The sequence below is a fragment of the Caenimonas terrae genome (assembly GCF_042655405.1).
GTDB lineage: Bacteria > Pseudomonadota > Gammaproteobacteria > Burkholderiales > Burkholderiaceae_C > Ramlibacter > Ramlibacter terrae_A.
On sequence record NZ_JBHSMF010000002.1, the window covers coordinates 41,131 to 57,944 of the forward strand.

At 68.2% G+C, this 16,814-nt stretch carries 14 protein-coding genes; 5 read left to right on the plus strand and 9 right to left on the minus strand.

Annotated elements, in window-relative coordinates; all coding sequences use genetic code 11:
- Positions 1-2: 2 nt before the first annotated feature.
- The 8 genes from ACFPOE_RS00200 to ACFPOE_RS00235 form a co-directional block, all read right to left on the minus strand.
- Positions 3-2,255 carry a hypothetical protein gene (locus ACFPOE_RS00200; protein ID WP_376847977.1) on the minus strand — a complete coding sequence of 751 codons (2,253 nt, stop codon included), beginning with the start codon at positions 2,253-2,255 and terminating at the stop codon, positions 3-5.
- A gap of 271 nt (positions 2,256-2,526) precedes the next feature.
- Positions 2,527-3,753: a YncE family protein gene (locus tag ACFPOE_RS00205; RefSeq protein WP_376847978.1), complete on the minus strand. Its 1,227-nt coding sequence runs from the start codon at positions 3,751-3,753 to the stop codon at positions 2,527-2,529.
- Between the two features lie 293 nt (positions 3,754-4,046).
- Positions 4,047-6,281: a hypothetical protein gene (locus tag ACFPOE_RS00210; RefSeq protein WP_376847979.1), complete on the minus strand. Its 2,235-nt coding sequence runs from the start codon at positions 6,279-6,281 to the stop codon at positions 4,047-4,049.
- Positions 6,282-6,304: 23 nt separating this feature from the next.
- The gene (gene hemW / locus ACFPOE_RS00215) at positions 6,305-7,468 is read right to left on the minus strand and encodes a radical SAM family heme chaperone HemW (RefSeq protein WP_376848779.1); all 1,164 of its coding nucleotides are present in this window, start codon (positions 7,466-7,468) and stop codon (positions 6,305-6,307) included.
- 56 nt (positions 7,469-7,524) lie between these two features.
- Positions 7,525-8,127, minus strand: coding sequence for an RdgB/HAM1 family non-canonical purine NTP pyrophosphatase (rdgB, locus tag ACFPOE_RS00220; RefSeq protein ID WP_376847980.1), 603 nt, complete (start codon positions 8,125-8,127; stop codon positions 7,525-7,527).
- A gap of 1 nt (position 8,128) precedes the next feature.
- Positions 8,129-8,857, minus strand: coding sequence for a ribonuclease PH (gene rph, locus ACFPOE_RS00225; RefSeq protein ID WP_376847981.1), 729 nt, complete (start codon positions 8,855-8,857; stop codon positions 8,129-8,131).
- 31 nt (positions 8,858-8,888) lie between these two features.
- On the minus strand, positions 8,889-9,791 hold the full coding sequence (locus ACFPOE_RS00230) for a PP2C family protein-serine/threonine phosphatase (protein WP_376847982.1): 903 nt from the start codon (positions 9,789-9,791) through the stop codon (positions 8,889-8,891).
- A gap of 13 nt (positions 9,792-9,804) precedes the next feature.
- Entirely contained in the window at positions 9,805-10,815 is a 1,011-nt protein-coding gene (locus ACFPOE_RS00235; protein ID WP_376847983.1) for a serine/threonine protein kinase, read from the minus strand.
- Between the two features lie 78 nt (positions 10,816-10,893).
- Here ACFPOE_RS00235 and ACFPOE_RS00240 point away from each other — a divergent pair, with 78 nt between their 5' ends.
- From ACFPOE_RS00240 to ACFPOE_RS00255, 4 genes are all read left to right on the plus strand, one after another.
- Positions 10,894-11,835, plus strand: coding sequence for a YicC/YloC family endoribonuclease (locus ACFPOE_RS00240; RefSeq protein WP_376847984.1), 942 nt, complete (start codon positions 10,894-10,896; stop codon positions 11,833-11,835).
- 13 nt (positions 11,836-11,848) lie between these two features.
- The gene (gmk, locus tag ACFPOE_RS00245) at positions 11,849-12,469 is read left to right on the plus strand and encodes a guanylate kinase (protein ID WP_376847985.1); all 621 of its coding nucleotides are present in this window, start codon (positions 11,849-11,851) and stop codon (positions 12,467-12,469) included.
- Between the two features lie 47 nt (positions 12,470-12,516).
- Complete coding sequence (gene rpoZ / locus ACFPOE_RS00250) at positions 12,517-12,720, plus strand: DNA-directed RNA polymerase subunit omega (protein WP_077592946.1); 204 nt, start codon at positions 12,517-12,519, stop codon at positions 12,718-12,720.
- Between the two features lie 92 nt (positions 12,721-12,812).
- Positions 12,813-15,083 (plus strand): RelA/SpoT family protein, encoded by a 2,271-nt coding sequence (locus ACFPOE_RS00255; protein ID WP_376847986.1) that lies wholly within the window; start codon positions 12,813-12,815, stop codon positions 15,081-15,083.
- 134 nt (positions 15,084-15,217) lie between these two features.
- Here ACFPOE_RS00255 and greB read toward each other — a convergent pair whose 3' ends face one another.
- Positions 15,218-15,772 (minus strand): transcription elongation factor GreB, encoded by a 555-nt coding sequence (greB, locus tag ACFPOE_RS00260; protein ID WP_376847987.1) that lies wholly within the window; start codon positions 15,770-15,772, stop codon positions 15,218-15,220.
- A gap of 332 nt (positions 15,773-16,104) precedes the next feature.
- Between greB and ACFPOE_RS00265 the strand changes: the two genes are divergently transcribed.
- Positions 16,105-16,809, plus strand: a complete 705-nt coding sequence (locus tag ACFPOE_RS00265; RefSeq protein ID WP_376847988.1) for a hypothetical protein — start codon at positions 16,105-16,107, stop codon at positions 16,807-16,809.
- Positions 16,810-16,814: the final 5 nt, after the last annotated feature.

The following is a 16,814-nucleotide window of genomic DNA, read 5'->3' on the forward strand; positions in this document are numbered from 1 at the left end:
TTTCAGTGCAGCCGGATCTTCACCAGCGCATTGCCCGACACCACATGCAGCACGTCGTCCGGCCCGATCGCCATCGCGCCCAGCGTGGCGAGGCTCGCCGGCAGCGCGCCGGGGCGCAAACCGAAGCGGCCACGCACTCCGGCCACGGTGCTCACCATGCCGTCCGGCGTGACCTTGCGCACCACTTCACCGTCCGCGACGAACAGGTTGCCGGCGGAGTCCGTCACCATCGCTGACGGCACCATGGTGAAGCGGGCCTGCGTGCCGGCGCCGTCGGCCGTGCCCACTTCGCCGGCGACACCGGCCACCGTGACCAGCGCGCCGTTCTCGATCCGCTGGATCACGCCTCTCTTCATCAGGTAGACCTTGCCCGCTGGATCCACGGCGATGATCCGCCACTGCAGGCTGAAGAGCTGCATGGGCGGCCCGTCATTGGCCAGCACGACGGGGCCCGCGGCGGCCGTCCACTTCACGATGTCGGCGTTGAACAGGTTCATGAAGTAGAACGCGCCATCGCGGCCCATCGTCATGAAGCCGGGGGCCAGCGCGCCCGCGCTGCCGGCGGGCCAGGACGCCAGCGGGGTCCGCGTTCCGTCGGGGGCGATCTTGTCGATCCAGCCGCCGGTTGGGATGATGACATTGATGTTGGGCTGGCGGGTCGTGGCCGACGAGACGTACAGGTTGCCCGGCCCGTCGCCGGCCAGGGCTGCGAATGGAATGAAATCCTCGACCGCCAGCGCCTGCTGGAACGGCAGCTTCTCCCCAGCGCTGGTGTACTTGATCAGATGCAGCGCCCCGGAGCCGAGCGACGCGACTGCCACGTTGCTCTGCGCGTCCACGGCAAGCGCCCTGACCGGGCCGATGCCCGCCTCTACCGGGAAGTCCTGTCCGGCGATGGGTGTGATCGTCCCGGCGGCGTCGATCTGCGAGATGCCGGCGCCAACCCCGAAGTACAGCTTGCCGTCGGGTCCGAACAGCAGCGGCACATGCAGGCGCGGCCCGTTGCGCGAGGCCCAGAAGGCGCGAGGCCCGAACGGCGTGGTGACTTCGCCGGACGGCGTCACCTTGCGGAAGCGCCCGGAGCCGATCTCCGCCACCCACAGGTTGCCCGCGGGGTCGAGCGTCAGGGTGGTCTGCATGCTGAACATCGCAGCTCCCCCAACGCCATCGACCGACCCGAACTGGCCGTAGGTGCCCGCGAGGCTGCTCACCGTGCCATCGGGCGCGACCTTGCGGATGGTCGCCGTCTGCGGCTGCGAGACGTAGATGGTGCGCGCGGCATCGACGGCGATGTCGGCGATCTGGTAGAAAGTGGCGTTTGCGCCGACGCCGTCGGCCGAGCCGCTCACGCCCTCCTGTCCGGCCACCAGGGTTGCGGCGGACCCGGGCACCATCCGGTAGATCGCCGTCGGGGTCGCCATGTACAGGGCGCCGTCGAAGGCGGACGAGACAGCAGCGAGCCGTGCCGGCGCCGCCACCGTAGTGACCACGCCATCGGTCGTGACCCGGCGCAGGCTGCCGCTGTCGACGACGTAGAGCGCGCCATCGGGCCCCATCGCCATGTCCTCCGGTGCCACGAACGTGGCCCCGCTGCCGGTGCCGTCTTGCCTGACCCGGGTCCCGGCGACGACGCCGGGGAGGCCGGCCAGCGTCGTCACGCCGCCGTCGGGAGCGACACGGCGGATCGTGGCGTTGTTCAAGTCCGAGACGTAGGCGGTCCCGGCGGCGTCGAACACAATCCCGGCGGGTTCGTCGAAATACGCGTCGCGGCCCTTGCCGTCGAGATTGCCGGTGCTGGGGGTGGCACCCGCCGTGAAGCTGACACCGAGCGGAATCGACTCGGGCGTGACCGTCAACACCGCTTCAGCGCTGGTCACCGTGCCGGCCGCATTCGCGACACGCACGGACCAGCGCGAGCCGGAGTCCTGGGCAACGCTCACCGCACCGGCGACCTGGGTCGGCTGCGTCGCCCCGCTCACCGCCACGCCGTCACGCAACCACTGGTAACTCAGCGGCGTGTCGCCGGCGGCCACGACGGTGAACGTGGCAGTGCCCCCTGCAAGCACCGACTGGCTGGCAGGCTGTTGCGTGATCGATGGTGCCACGGCAACTGGCGCCGGCGGCGATGGCGCCACGGGAACGGGCGCCGGCGGCGGCGAATCGCCGCCCCCGCCACCGCCGCACGCGACCAGGGCCGATAGCGCGGCGCAACACGCCGCCCGCACGGCAAACTGCCAGCGAAACCAGTTCTTCATGGCGACTCCCTTGTTCCGGTCGCAGACCGACAGCGATCCGCGAATCCGGACCCAAGGCTAGCCGGGCCTCGCAGTTCCTGAGCTCGACCTGAGCAAAACATTGTAAAAAAACCACCCCCATGCCCGGGGGTGTCTACCAAAGTTCGCCTATCGCTGCGATGCATTGCGAATTGCCATCACACGGCCGGGTCCGCGCTGCAGCAGATGCGACAACGCCCACAGCGAGCATGACCTGCGCTGTGGGCGAAGAGGCGTACCGCCGCGGTGGGCGCTACTTGGTGGAGAAGGTCAGCAGGCCGGCCGGGTCCGAGGCAGTGCAGGTGGAGCAGCCGCCCGGCGATGATCCGGAGGACACGGGCATGAACGCCTTGAAGGTGGCGCCGTCGACCGCGACCGAGTGCGCGTTGTTGCCCGAGGGCAGCCGCAGCGCCACCGTGCGGGTTGCCGCGTCGATGATCTGCAGCACCGGCGTGCAAGGCGATGCGGCGCTGCAGCCGCCGCCGGTGGACGCCATGCCGGAGGCCGTCCAGCGGCTGGCGGCGCTGTAGTAGCGGTTGGTCGCGCTGTCGTATTCCAGCTGGTCGCCGCCGCCGGCGTTCGGCGAGGCCAGGATGTTGCCGTTGGTGCGGTCCATGATCTGGACCAGCAGCGGCGCTCCGGTGGTGCCTTCCCGGCAGTTGACGGCGATGTCATTGCCCGGGCCCAGGGCCAGGCCGGTCGGGTCGCAGTTGCCTTCGGGATAGGCGCGCATGCCGGCCAGCTGCGTGTAATTGACGGTTCCGCCGGCGGGGATGGCGCGGATCGCGGCCCCCGGCAGCGCGTTCAGTTCGCCGTGCGGGTTGGCGGTGGTGCCGTCATTGTTCACGTAGAAGGTGTCGCTGCCCGGGTCGTACCGGCACTGCTCCAGCCCGCCGCCGGGATTGCCGGCCGGATCGGTGAAGGTGACCTGCGCAACGACCTGCTGCGTGGCGGTGTTGATGAAGGTGGCGAACGGCGTGGCCGCCTCCGGCGTGGAAATCATGTACATGCCGTGCACGGCGTCGACGCATCCTTCGTCGGCGCGCGTACCGCCGGTGCCGACCGTGATCGTCTTGACCACCTGCATGGTCGCAGGATCGATCACCTTGACCGAATTCACGTCGCCCGCGTACAGCATGTTGCCGACGACGTTCACGCCGTCCGGGCCCGACCTGGAATTGTCGACCGAGCCGGTGCTCGTCAGCGCGACCCCGGCGAATGCGTTGGCGCCGGTGCCCTTGATCTGCCCCACCTGCGCGCTGGTCGCGGTGTCGAACACGTCGACCGAGGCGTTGTTGCGGTCGGTGAAGTAATAGCGGTTGCCGGAGACCAGACCCAGGTCAAAGCCGAAGTTGGTTCCCACCCCCACGCCGGTGACCGGCGTCACGCCGCCGAGTTGGGTGGGGCCGGAAGCGCCTCCACCTCCGCAAGCCGTGGCCAGCAAGGCCACGCCGATGAAAGGAACGATGAGCGATCGCATTGTTGTTTCCCCGAAGATGGATGCGCCGAGACATTCGGCGCAAATCATCCTAGGGCAGTGGGCCTCGCCCGGCAGGGGGATCGGCACTGACCGAGGGAAAGTCCCGATGCGGGTCTGACGGAGCACTGACCCACAACTGACCGGAAGCTTGCGGCCCGACTGCAGGCTGACGGGGTCAGGACGGCAGAAACAATTGCTGCAGGTCGCTGAGGAAATCGAAGCCCCGATCCGTCGGCCGCACGCGCTGCAGGTCGCGCTCGATCAGGCCCTTGGCGCGGCCTGACGATGGCGCCTCAGAACCGGATGTTGACGAGCGCCGAACCCGACATCACGTGCAGCACCCCATCGGGTCCGATGGACATCGCGCCGAGTTCGCCGAGCGAGCCGGGCAATGCGCCCAGCCGCAGTCCGACGCTGCCGCGCTGGCCGGCCACCGTGGTGACCACGCCGGCCGGCGTGACCTTGCGGATGAGGTGGTAATCGGCAACGTACAGGTTGCCGGCGGTGTCGGCGACCATCGCGGAGGCGCGGGAGAATCGCGCCTGCGTCCCGGTGCCGTCCACGCTGCGCTGATCACCGGGGACGTTCATGCCCGCGACCGTCACCAGCGCGCCCTTGTCGACCCGCTGCAACACCGCGTTCTTGATCACATACACCTGGCCGGCCGCGTCGGCGGCGATGAACCAGGGCGTCAGGAAGAACGTCGGCTCGCTCGGCCCCAGGTTCGCGAGCACCGCGAGGCCGGTGACGGGATTCCACCGCATCAGGTTGTTCGTCATCAGGTCGACGAAATACAGCATGTTGTCCCGCCCGATGGCCGGGAAAGCCGGTGCGATCGCGCCTGCGCTGCCCACGCCCCACGACAGCAGCGAGGTCACCGTGCCGTCGGGTGCCACGCGATTGACCGTACCGCCGACGGCGGCGACGGTGTTGATCGACCCGAGCCCGACGGTGGTGGGATTGGCGACCCACAGGTTGCCCTGCGCATCGGCACCGACCGTGGCGTAGAAAACGTCCAGCGGCGTGATGATGTTGAATGACGGCGTCGGCACCGAGACCTGGAATGCAAGCCGCTCGCCGTTGGGGCTGTACTTGCCCAGCTGGAAAGCAGCCTGGCTGTCGACGCGCGCGACCACGATGTTGCCGGCCGGGTCGACGGCGAGGCCGCCGATGTTGGTGATGGCGTTCGCGGCCGGCGCCGGACCGTCCTGGCCCACGAAAGTGGAAACGACGCCCGCGGCGTTGACGCGCTGCACCCCGTAGCCGGCGCTGAAGTACAGGTCACCCTCCGGACCGAAGGCCATGGGCACCTCGTACGCGGGAAACAGCGAGCGGTCGATGCCGAACGGCGTCGTGACATCGCCGGCCGGCGAGATCCTGCGGAAGCGCCCGGAGCCGGTGTCGGCCACCCACAGCGTGCCGGCAGCATCCAGCGCCATGTTCACCGGGTAGCTCAGGCGCGCCGCGGCGCCCTTGCCGTCGACGATTCCTTGCACGTTCGCCTGGCCGGCCAGGGTGGTGACCGTCCCATCGGGGGCGATCTTGCGGATCATGTGCATGCGTGGCTCGGACACGTAGATGTTGCCGGCGCCATCGGCGAGGATGCGGCCGATGTCGAAGAAGCGCACGTCCGCACCCCGGCCGTCGGTCGTGCCCATGTTGCCCGGCAGCCCCGCGATCAGCACCGCCGTGCTTGGCTGGGTCGACAGGTCGATTCGATACACCGCCGTGGATGACGCACCGTAAAACGTTCCGTCGGGCGCGGCTGAGAAATGCGACAGGTACGGGGTCGTCGGCAAGGCAATTTGCGTCACCACGCCAGCGGCGCTGACAAACCGGCCAAAGACCCCCAAGTAGAGCCCGCCATCGGACCCGGGCACGGTCTTGATCGTCGCCAGGGCCTCGTTCGCCTCGGTCGAGGAGGCGAGACCGGCGGTGCCGGCGATGGTGGAAACCGTTCCGTCCCGGGTCACCCTGCGGATGGTGCGGTTGCCATCGTCGTTGACGTAGAGCACGCCGCTCGCATCGAACGCCAGCGCGTTCGGATTGTTGAACAGGGCGGCGCTCCCGACGCCGTCCAGGGCGCCCTTGCGGTCCATGATGCCGGCGGCGAGGCTGATGCCGTTGGGGATGGGTGCGGGCGTCACGGTCAGCGCCGCCTCGGCACTGGACACGCTGCCGGCCGCGTTGCTGACCCGCACCGAAAACCGGCTGCCCGTGTCGGCCATCGCCACCGCCCCGACGGTGTAGCTGGCCTGGGTCGAGCCCGCGATCTCCGCGCCGTTGCGCAACCACTGGTAGGCCAGTGGCGCGTCGCCGGTGGCTGTGACCGCAAAGGTGGCGCTGCTGCCGGCCGGCACGCTCAGGCTGGCGGGCTGGGCGGTGACCGCGGGAGGCACCGGCTTGGGCGGCGTGACGGCTTCACTCCCGCCGCCACCGCCACCGCCGCAAGCGGCCAGCAGCACGGACGCGCCGAGGAACAAGGCAAAGGCGGCGCGGCCCCAGCCGGACTGGAATGTCACGTGCATCGATCCCCCCCTGGAACAACAACTCAGGATGGCAGGAATATAGCCTGCAAGTCCGACAGGAAATCGAAGCCGCGTTCGCTCGGCCGCACGCGCTGCAGGTCGCGCTCGATCAGGCCCTTGGCCTGCGCCTCGTCCAGCGCTTGCGCGATCGCCGTCAGCGGCAGCCCGGTGCGCGCGGAAAAATCCTGCAGCGCAAAACCGTCGCGCAGCCGCAGCGCATTGAGCATGAACTCGAAGGGCAGTTCCGCCCGCGCCACCTCCACGTCCTGCGTCACCGCGTTGCCCGCAAGCGCCTTGTCCATGTACAGCCTGGGCTCGCGAAAACGCACCTGCCGCACGATGCGGTGGGCGAAACTGAGCTTGCTGTGGGCGCCGGCGCCGATGCCCAGGTAATCGCCGAACTGCCAGTAATTGACGTTGTGCCAGCAGCGGTGGCCGGGCAGCGCGTAGGCCGAGACTTCGTAGCGCTCCATGCCGGCGCCGGCGGTCATCTCGGTGATGCGGTCCAGCATCGCGTAGGCCGCGTCGTCCTCCGGAACCTTGGGCGGGAACTTGGCGAACACCGTGTTGGGCTCGATCGTCAGGTGGTAGATCGAGATATGCGGCGGCATCATGGACAGCGCCATGCCGATGTCCTCCTCCACCTGGAACAGCTGCTGCCCCGGCAGCGCGTACATGATGTCGAGGTTGAAGGTGTCGAAGGACTGGGCCGCTTCTTCCACCGCGGCAATGGCCTGCCGCCGGTCGTGCACCCGGCCCAGCGCCTTGAGGTGCTCGTCGTTGAAGCTCTGCACGCCGATCGACAGCCGCGTGACACCGGCGCCGCGGAAGGCGCGGAACCGGTCCCTTTCGAAGGTGCCGGGGTTGGCCTCCAGCGTGACCTCGCAGTCGGGCTCCAGCTTCAGCCGGGCGCGGATGTCGCCCAGCAGCCGGTCGATGGCTTGCGGCGAGAACAGGCTGGGCGTGCCGCCGCCGATGAAGATGCTGTGGACGGTGCGGCCCCACACCAGCGGCAGCGCCTGCTCCAGGTCCGCGATCACCGCGTCGATGTAGCGCTGCTCCGGGATCTCGCCCCTGGCTTCATGCGAGTTGAAGTCGCAATACGGGCACTTGCGGATGCACCACGGCAGGTGGACGTAGAGCGACAGCGGCGGCAGCGAGGACAGCTGCAGGGTGCCGGGCCGCATCGACTGCTGCAGGTCGCGCGGCGCCGCCGCGTCCGCACCGGCCGGCACGATCGGAATCACAGCGACCACCTCTCGCGCATCAACTCCAGCATCTGCCGCGCCGCCATGCCGCGGTGGCTGCTGGCGTTCTTCACTTCCACCGGCAGCTGGGCAAAGGTCTGGCCGAAGCGCGGGATGAACATCACCGGGTCGAAGCCGAAGCCGTTGCTGCCCACGGGCTCGCGCGCGATCTCGCCGGCGACCCGGCCGACCGCGATCAGCGGTTCCGGGTCCTGCGGCGAGCGCACCGCCACCAGCGTGCTGACCAGCGCCGCCTTGCGGTTGTCGATGTCCTTCATCTGCTCCAGCAGCGCGCGCACGTTGTTGTCGTCGCCCTTGGCGTAGCCGAACTGCGTCGCGTAGAAGGCGGTGTCCACGCCGGGCAGCCCGCCGAAGGCATCGACGCACAGGCCGGCGTCGTCGGCGATCGCCGGCAGGCCGGTGTGCCTGGCGGCGTTGCGCGCCTTTTCCAGCGCGTTTTCCACGAAGGTGAGGTGCGGTTCCTGCGCCTCGGGAACGCCGAGGTCCGACTGGCGCACCAGTTCCACCCCCAGCGGCGCGAGCATGGCCTGCAGCTCGGCCAGCTTGCCCCGGTTGTTCGAGGCCAGCACCAGTTTCATGTCAGGCCAGCAGCGCCATCCGCTGCAGTTCGACCAGTTCGGCGATGCCCTTTTCGGCCAGCCGCAGCAGCTCGTCCATCTCCTTGCGGGTAAACGCCGCGCCTTCGGCCGTGCCTTGCACTTCCACATAGTGGCCCAGGCCGGTCATCACCACGTTCATGTCGGTGTCGCAGGCGACGTCCTCGATGTATTCCAGGTCCAGCAGCGGCGTGCCCTCGACGATGCCCACCGACACGGCCGCCACCGCGCCGACGATCGGCGACTTGGCGAGCTTGCCTTGCGCCATCAGCTTGGCCACCGCGTCCATCGCCGCCACGAAGGCGCCGGTGATCGCCGCGGTGCGGGTGCCGCCGTCGGCCTGCAGCACGTCGCAGTCGATCTGGATGGTGCGCTCGCCCAGCGCCTTGAGGTCGAACACGCCGCGCATCGAGCGGCCGATCAGGCGCTGGATCTCCTGGGTGCGGCCGCTCTGCTTGCCGCGCGCCGCCTCCCGGTCGCTGCGGGTGTGGGTGGCGCGCGGCAGCATGCCGTATTCCGCCGTGACCCAGCCCTCGCCGCTGCCGCGCTTGTGCGGCGGCACCTTGTCCTCGACCGAAGCGGTGCACAGCACGCGCGTGTCGCCGAACTCGATCAGCACCGAGCCCTCGGCATGGATGGTGTAGCCGCGGGTGATGCGCACCGGGCGCAGCTGGTCGGCGGCACGGCCGCCGCTACGTGCGAATTCAGTCATTGCAGTCTCGAAAAAAAGAAGGCGACGCGGCTCAGGTCTTGCGCGCGGCGGAGCGACGGATCGCCTCGTTGATCTCGGCGATCGAGCGCTCGATGGCTTCGTCGTCGAGGTCTTCCATCGACGTGTCGAGCACGCCGGCCTGGATGGTGGAGGCGAACACGCCGTCCGAAATGCTGTCGGTGGAGATGCCGCGCGTCGATTCGAAGCTGTCCGGCGTCTCCCATTCGAAGGCGATCACCGTGACGTTGTCCGAGTGGTCGCCGCCGTTGCGCAGCGCCAGCTCCACCAGGTCCGGCACCGCATCGGAAACCGACTGCGTGCTCAGGTGACGCACGATGTCCACGTCGTTGATGCTGCCCCACAGGCCGTCCGAGCACAGCAGGATCTTGTCGCCCTGCTGCAGCACGATCGGGCCGGTGACGTCGAACACCGGCTTGGTCGGCGAGCCCAGGCAGGTGAACAGGATGTTGCGGTTGATGCGGTCCATCCGGATCACGCCGGCGCTCTGCTGCTCCAGATAGGAGTGGTCGCGGGTGCGGGTGAGCAGCTCGCCGTCGCGCACGACGTACAGGCGCGAATCGCCGCAGTGCACCCAGGTGGCCGAGCCGGCCTGGACCACCGCCGCCACCAGCGTGGTGCGGGGCGTGTCCAGCATGCCCTTTTCGCTGGCGTAGCGGATGATCTGGTGGTGCGCGGCGGTGAGCGACGTGGCCAGGAATTCGGTGACGTCGCCGACGATCGGCCGCGCCTCCTTCTGGTACAGCGCCGAGATGGTCTGCAGCGCGAGCTGGGCGGCGACCTCGCCTTCCGGATGGCCGCCCATGCCGTCGGCCAGCACGAACAGCCCCGATTCGCGCGTGTAGCAATAGCCCATGCGGTCTTCGTTCTTTTCGCGCCCGCCCTTGCGGCTGATCTGGAAGACGGAGAATTTCATGACGTGCCCCGCTTCACTTTGCCTTGGCGCTGCCAAAGCCGGTGGCCTTGCGCACGCTCCTCTTGCTGTCCGACACCATGTTGTCGAACTGCAGCCGCATCTTCTCGCCGACCGATAGCTTGGTGTAGCGGCGCTCGCCTTCGCGGCTCAATTCCTTCTGCAGCGCGAACACGGACTGCGGCCGCGACAGCGGGTCCAGCGACATGCACCACTCCACCACCTCGATCAGGTTGTCGGAGTAGACGCCGCGCAGCCGCGACAGCGCCAGCGCCAGCCGGTCTTTCTCCAGCCGCTGCGGCGCATCGTTGGGCGGGTAGCCCTGCATGCAGGCGTAGATGCAGGCGCCGATGGCGTAGATGTCGGTCCACGGGCCCATCGACGAATCGCGCCGGTACATCTCCGGCGCCGCGAAGCCCGGCGTGTACATCGGCCGGATGAAGTTGCCTTCCTTGGACAGCACCTCGCGGGCGGCGCCGAAATCGATCATCACCGCCTTGTTGTCGTCGGTGATGAAGATGTTGGCGGGCTTGATGTCCAGGTGCAACATCTTGTGCTGGTGCACGATGCGCAGGCCGCGCAGGATCTCGTCGAACAGGGACCGGATGGTCGACTCGCGGAACACCTTCTGCTTCTTGAGCTCGCGCGCTGTGATGATGAAATCCTGCAGGGTCGCGCCCTCCAGGTAGTTCATCACCATGTAGACGGTTTCGTTCTCGCGGAAGAAGTTCAGCACGCTCACGACCGACGCGTGCGAGATCTGCGCCAGCGAGCGCCCTTCCTCGAAGAAGCTCTTGAGGCCCAGGCGGTACAGCGAGAGCTTTTCGGCCTGCACCTGCGGCAGCAGCTCGCCCGGCGCGCGGCTGGCCAGCGAGGACGGCAGGTATTCCTTGACCGCGACCTGCTGGCCCTCGTTGTCGACCGCCAGGTAGACCACGCCAAACCCGCCTGCCGACAGCTTGCGCACCACGCGATAGCCACCAATCACGGTATCGGGGGGAAGCGGCGCTGGTTTGACCTTTGACATAATTTAAGAATTCGGGGTCTGGAGCTGACCCGGTTATTCTCTGGGCAATCCCGTCACTTACTGAATAGAAACGTCTCGATGCCAGTTTACAGCATGACCGGTTATGCCAGCGCCCAGCAAAGTCCGGGGGCTGGAGCGACCGGCAGCGAGGCCAAGGCCGGCGCCGCGAGCCGCCTGGGGCTTGAGATCCGCTCTGTCAACAGCCGCTTCCTGGACCTCAGTTTCCGCCTGTCCGAAGACCTGCGCCAGCACGAGCCGGTGTTGCGCGAAATGCTCACTGCGAAGCTCAAACGCGGCAAGGTGGAAGTGCGGGCGGGGATCGAGACGCCCGGCTCGGACACCCTGCGCGAGCCCAATCCCCGCACCCTGCAGCGGCTCAACGCCCTGCAGGACACGGTCAGGTCGTGGCTGCCGGAGGCGGCGTCGCTGAGCGTGGCCGACGTGATCAGGCTCGGTTCCGGCGAGCAGGCCAGCGAGACCGACTGGACCGAAACGGTCAATGCGCTGGCGGCCAGGACCCTGAAAGAGCTGCTGGCGGCGCGCGAGCGCGAAGGCGCCCGGCTGGCCACGATGCTGCTGGGCCACCTGCAGCAGCTGCGCGCGCTGGCGCAGCAGGCGCTGCCGCTGGTGCCGCAACTGGTGGAGCAGCAGCGCGCCCGCTTCCTGGAACGGTGGAAGGAGGCGATGGCATTGGGGACAGGAGCGGCGGCAGCGGCCGCGGCGGGCAGCGTCCCCACCGAAGCGGCGCAGGACCGCGCGCTGACGGAAGCAACCTCGTTCGCGATCCGCATCGACGTGGCGGAGGAACTGACCCGGCTGGGCTCCCACATCGACGAGATCGAGCGCCTGATCAAGAAGGGCGGCGAGGTCGGCAAGCGGCTGGACTTCCTGATCCAGGAGCTGCACCGGGAAGCGAACACCATGGGGTCGAAATCGGCGGCGCTGGAGCTGACGCGGATTTCGGTGGACATGAAGGTGCTGATCGAGCAGATGCGCGAACAGGTCCAGAACATCGAATGACGGCAATTCTCTGATGGACTACCCCGGCAACCTCTTCGTCGTCGCCGCCCCCAGCGGGGCCGGCAAATCCAGCCTGGTCAAGGCCCTGCTGGAGCTGGATTCGCGGGTCCAGCCCTCCGTCTCCCACACCACCCGGCCGCCGCGCGGCCAGGAAAAGCACGGCCGCGAGTACTTTTTCGTGTCCGCCGACGAATTCGACCAGATGGTGCTGGCCGGCGCCTTCGTCGAGTGGGCCCATGTGCACGGCCAGCGTTACGGCACCTCGCGCAAGGCGATCGAGGAGCGGATCGCCCAGGGCGCGGACGTCATCCTGGAGATCGACTTCCAGGGCGCGCTGCAGATCAAGCGCATCTTCGCCAACGCGGTGCTGATCTTCATCCTGCCCCCGAGCTGGGAGGAGCTGCGCTCGCGGCTGGAGCGGCGCGGGGAGGATTCCCCCGAAGTGATCGAAGTGCGCTTGAAGAACGCCGCCGTGGAGATGACGCAGGCAAGGGAATTCGACTTCGTTATAATCAACGAGTTATTTGAACGGGCCCTGTTCGACCTCAAGGCCATCGTTCACGCACAGCGTCTGAAGTTCTCGGCCCAGCGCCGCGCCCGTGCCGACACCTTCAAGGCCCTCAACATCAGCTGACAGATCCCCACCGGGGTCGTCAACCATTCATTTCACCGGAGAAATACATGGCCCGCATCACCGTCGAAGACTGCCTGGAAAAGATTCCCAACCGCTTCCAGCTCGTGCTGGCCGCCACCTACCGCGCGCGGATGCTGAGCCAGGGCCACGCGCCCAAGATCGAGAGCAAGAACAAGCCCGGCGTCACCGCCCTGCGCGAGATCGCCGAAGGCAAGATCGGCCTGGAGATGCTCAAGAAGGTGCCCGGCTGAACGGACCGCCCGCGCTCCCGAAAAAAGCACCGCGCCGCGGTGCTTTTTTGCTGGCGTGCACGCCTCGCGGGGCCTCGCGCTACAGTTAGGGCATGAGTGCGGTCGTCCAATCTCCTCCCGGCAAGAAGGGCAGGCCCGCAGTGGTCCTGCCCAGCCCTGCCGCGGCCAACGCGGCGGCGGCCAGTTTCGCGGCCCTGACGGCCCGGCTCGATTACCTGGAACCGGCGGAAATCGAGCAGGTGCGAAAAGCGTACCGGTTCGCCGACGAGGCCCACCTGGGGCAGATGCGCTCCAGCGGCGAGCCCTACATCACCCACCCGATTGCAGTTGCCGCCCAGTGCGCCGAATGGAAGCTGGATGCCCAGGCCCTGATGGCCGCCCTGCTGCACGACGCGATCGAGGACTGCGGCGTCACCAAGCCGGAACTGATCGAGCGCTTCGGCGCGCCGGTGGCGGACCTGGTCGACGGCCTGACCAAGCTGGACAAGCTGCAGTTCAACACCCGGGAAGAGAACCAGGCGGAGTCGTTCCGCAAGATGCTGCTGGCGATGGCGCGCGACGTGCGCGTGATCCTGATCAAGCTGGCCGACCGCACCCACAACATGCGCACGCTGGACGACGTGCCGCGCGAGAAATGGACCCGCATCTCCTCCGAGACGCTGGAGATCTACGCGCCCATCGCCCACCGCCTGGGCCTGAACCAGACCTACCGCGAGCTGCAGGAGCTGTCCTTCAGGCACCTGCGGCCGTGGCGCTACCAGATCCTGAACAAGGCGGTGGCCAAGGCGCGCAGCCGCCGGCGCGACCTGATCCAGAAGGTGCAGCGCGAAGTGGAGGCGGCCTTTGCCGGCGCCGGCATGCAGGTGCGGATCGCCGGCCGCGAGAAGACGCTGTTCTCGGTCTACAAGAAGATGGACGAGAAGCACCTGAGCTTCGCCCAGGTCACCGACATCTACGGCTTCCGCGTGATCGTCCCCAGCGTGATCGACTGCTACACCGCGCTCGGCCTGCTGCACCAGATCTACAAGCCGGTGCCGGGCCGCTTCAAGGACCACATCGCGATCCCGAAGGTCAACGGCTACCAGTCGCTGCACACCACCCTGGTCGGTCCCTCGGGCGTGAACGTCGAATTCCAGATGCGGACCGAGGCGATGCACGTGGTGGCGGAGTCGGGCGTGGCGGCCCACTGGCTGTACAAGGCGGCCGAACCCGACGGCGACGCCGCCGACCGGCTCGGCACCAAATGGCTGCAGTCGCTGCTGGACATCCAGCACGAAACGCGCGACGCCGCCGAGTTCTGGGACCACGTCAAGATCGACCTGTTCCCCGACGCCGTCTACGTGTTCACCCCCAAGAGCCAGATCATGGCGCTGCCGCGCGGCGCCACGGTGGTGGACTTCGCCTACTCGATCCACAGCAACATCGGCGACCGCACGGTGGCGGCGCGCATCAACGGCGTGCAGGTGCCGCTGCGCACCGAGCTGAAGAACGGCGACGTGGTTGAAGTGGTGACGGCCGCCGTGTCGACCCCCAACCCCGCCTGGCTGGGCTTCGTGCGCACCGGCCGCGCGCGCTCGAAGATCCGCCATCACCTCAAGACGCTGGCGCAGGTCGAGTCGCAGGCACTGGGCGAGAAACTGCTGACGCAGGCGCTGCGCGCCGAAGGCATGGAGAAGCTGCCCGCCGACGACGAGGCGCACCAGCCGATCTGGGAGAAGCTGCTGCGCTTCACCGGCAGCCGCAGCCGGGCCGAACTGCTCACCGACATCGGCCTGGGCAAGCGCATCGCCAGCATCGTCGGCAAGCGCCTGATGACGCTGCTGGCCGAGCGCGGCGAGAAGCCCGATGCGCTGCTGCTCACGCGCGAGCGCTTCACCGCGCACGAGAACGTGTCGCAGGGCGAGGTGGTCCTGGACGGCAGCGAGAACGCCTCGGTGAAGTTCGCCAGCTGCTGCCGGCCGGTGCCGGGCGACGCCATCGTCGGCTACCTGGGGCGCGGCGAAGGGCTGGTGGTGCACACCGAGGAGTGCGGCGTCGCCAAGCGGCTGCAGCACAAGGACAGCGAGCGCTTCATCAGCGTGGAGTGGTCCGACGAGCCGGTGCGGCCGTTCGAGACCGGCGTGCTGGTGACGGTGGTCAACGGCAAGGGCGTGCTGGCACGGGTGGCGGCGGCGCTGGCCGCGGCGGAGGCCGACATCACCCATGTGGACATGGGCGACGAAGAGGCCCAGGACGCCGCCGACCTGCGCTTCGTGATCGCGGTGCGCGACAAGGCGCACCTCGATGCGGTGCTGGCCAAGCTCAAACGCACGACCTCGGTGATGCGGGCCCAGCGGGTGCGGCCCGGCAGCGGCTCGAACTAGCCGCCCTCGCCAGCCGGGTCACTGCCCGCCCGGCTGGTGTCATGCCGTGGCCGAACCGGCATCCACAGGCAGCCGGCGCAAATACAGTCGAACAAGGGAAGAAGCTCCCACTTCCTGATGGATGACAGGCGCCGTCAGTCCGGCGCGGGATACGTGACCTCGATCACCTCGATCTCCTGCACGCCCAGCGGCGTCACCAGCTTCACCTCGTCGCCCTCGCGGGCCTTGAGCAGCGCCCGCGCCACCGGCGAGATCCAGCTCACCTGGCCCTGCGCACTGTCGGCCTCGTCGATGCCCAGGATCGTGACCGTGCGCTCCTGCCCGGCCGGGTCCGCGTAGCGCACCGTAGCGCCGAAGAAGACCTGGTCGCTGCCGTGGTGCAGCGACGGATCGGAGATCTCCGCGATCTCCAGCCGCTTGGTCAGGAAGCGGATGCGGCGGTCGATCTCGCGCAGCCGCTTCTTGCCGTAGATGTAGTCGCCGTTCTCGGAGCGGTCGCCGTTGCGCGCCGCCCAGTGCACGGCCTCCACCACCTTGGGCCGCTCGTCGTCCATCAGCTGCAGCAGTTCCCCGCGCAGCCGCGCGTAGCCGGCCGGCGTGATGTAGTTCTTGCCGCCGGCGGGCACTTCCGGCAGGGCGAGCTCGTCGTCCTCGTCGCTGTCGCTTTCCTTCGTGAAGGCCTTGTTCATGGACGCAGCATAGCGAGCGCGCGCCCGCTCGGGCGATCGCGGGCTTCTCCTACAGCCGCTTCAGCAGCGTCCTATGGCTCAGGCGCGGTGCCGACCGGAAGATCCGCGCCGCCAGCCCGGCAGCGCGACCGTCGACCACGCCTCTTCCGCTGGCAATCCGCGCCGGCGGGGACGCCTGGCGCTTTGGCAGCATTCCTGACTGGCGGACCTGCAGTCCCCGTCCTACAGATAGCTCGGCCGGTACCTGACGGCGCTGCGCCGCACGCTGGATACATTTTGACAATGGCAAAAACATATCCCCAGGCAGGCCCGCAATGCCGGTAGCCGCGCAGATGGCGAACAACACGGCCGCCGCCAGCAAGCGCCCGCGGTCGGGGGCGGAAGCGGCGCGCTACAGCGTGCTGCGCCGGCTGGCGCCCGCGCTCAAGCACGACATGGTGGTCAACCTGCAGGCGGTGGCGATGATGGCCGAGGTGCTCACCGCGCGGCTCGAGCGCGGCCTGTCGAACCCCAACGAGTTCCAGAAGAGCGTCACCAAGATCAACCGGCTGGCCCGCGAGGCGGTGATGACCTGCCTGGACGTGGCGGCATGGATCGAACCCAGCGAGGACGAAGGCATCCGGCTGCGCGAGGGCGTGGACGAATGCGTCGCGCTGCTGGCCGGCAATTTCAATTTCCGCGGCTTCAGCATCACCACCGAGGTGCCTGACGTCGATTTCGAGGTGTCGCGGGAAGCGCTGCGCAACCTGCTCAGCGCTTCGCTGATCACGCTGACGGATGCGGCAGCGGCGCCGGCGGACGTGACCGTGACGGCGGAGGTCGCGGCCGGTTTCGTGGTGCTGACGGTGCGCTGCGAAGCGCGTGCCAGCGATGCGGATGCAATGCCGTTCGCCGTCAGCTACCGCGAGCTCGACTGGTCGGACGTGCAGGCGCTGGCGGTCGCCGAATCGGTGGAGCTGTTCCGCACCGCGGACCAGATCGTGATGCGCATCCCGCGCTCGGTCGCCACCACGCCGCTGCAGATCGTTCCGGTCTAGCGACG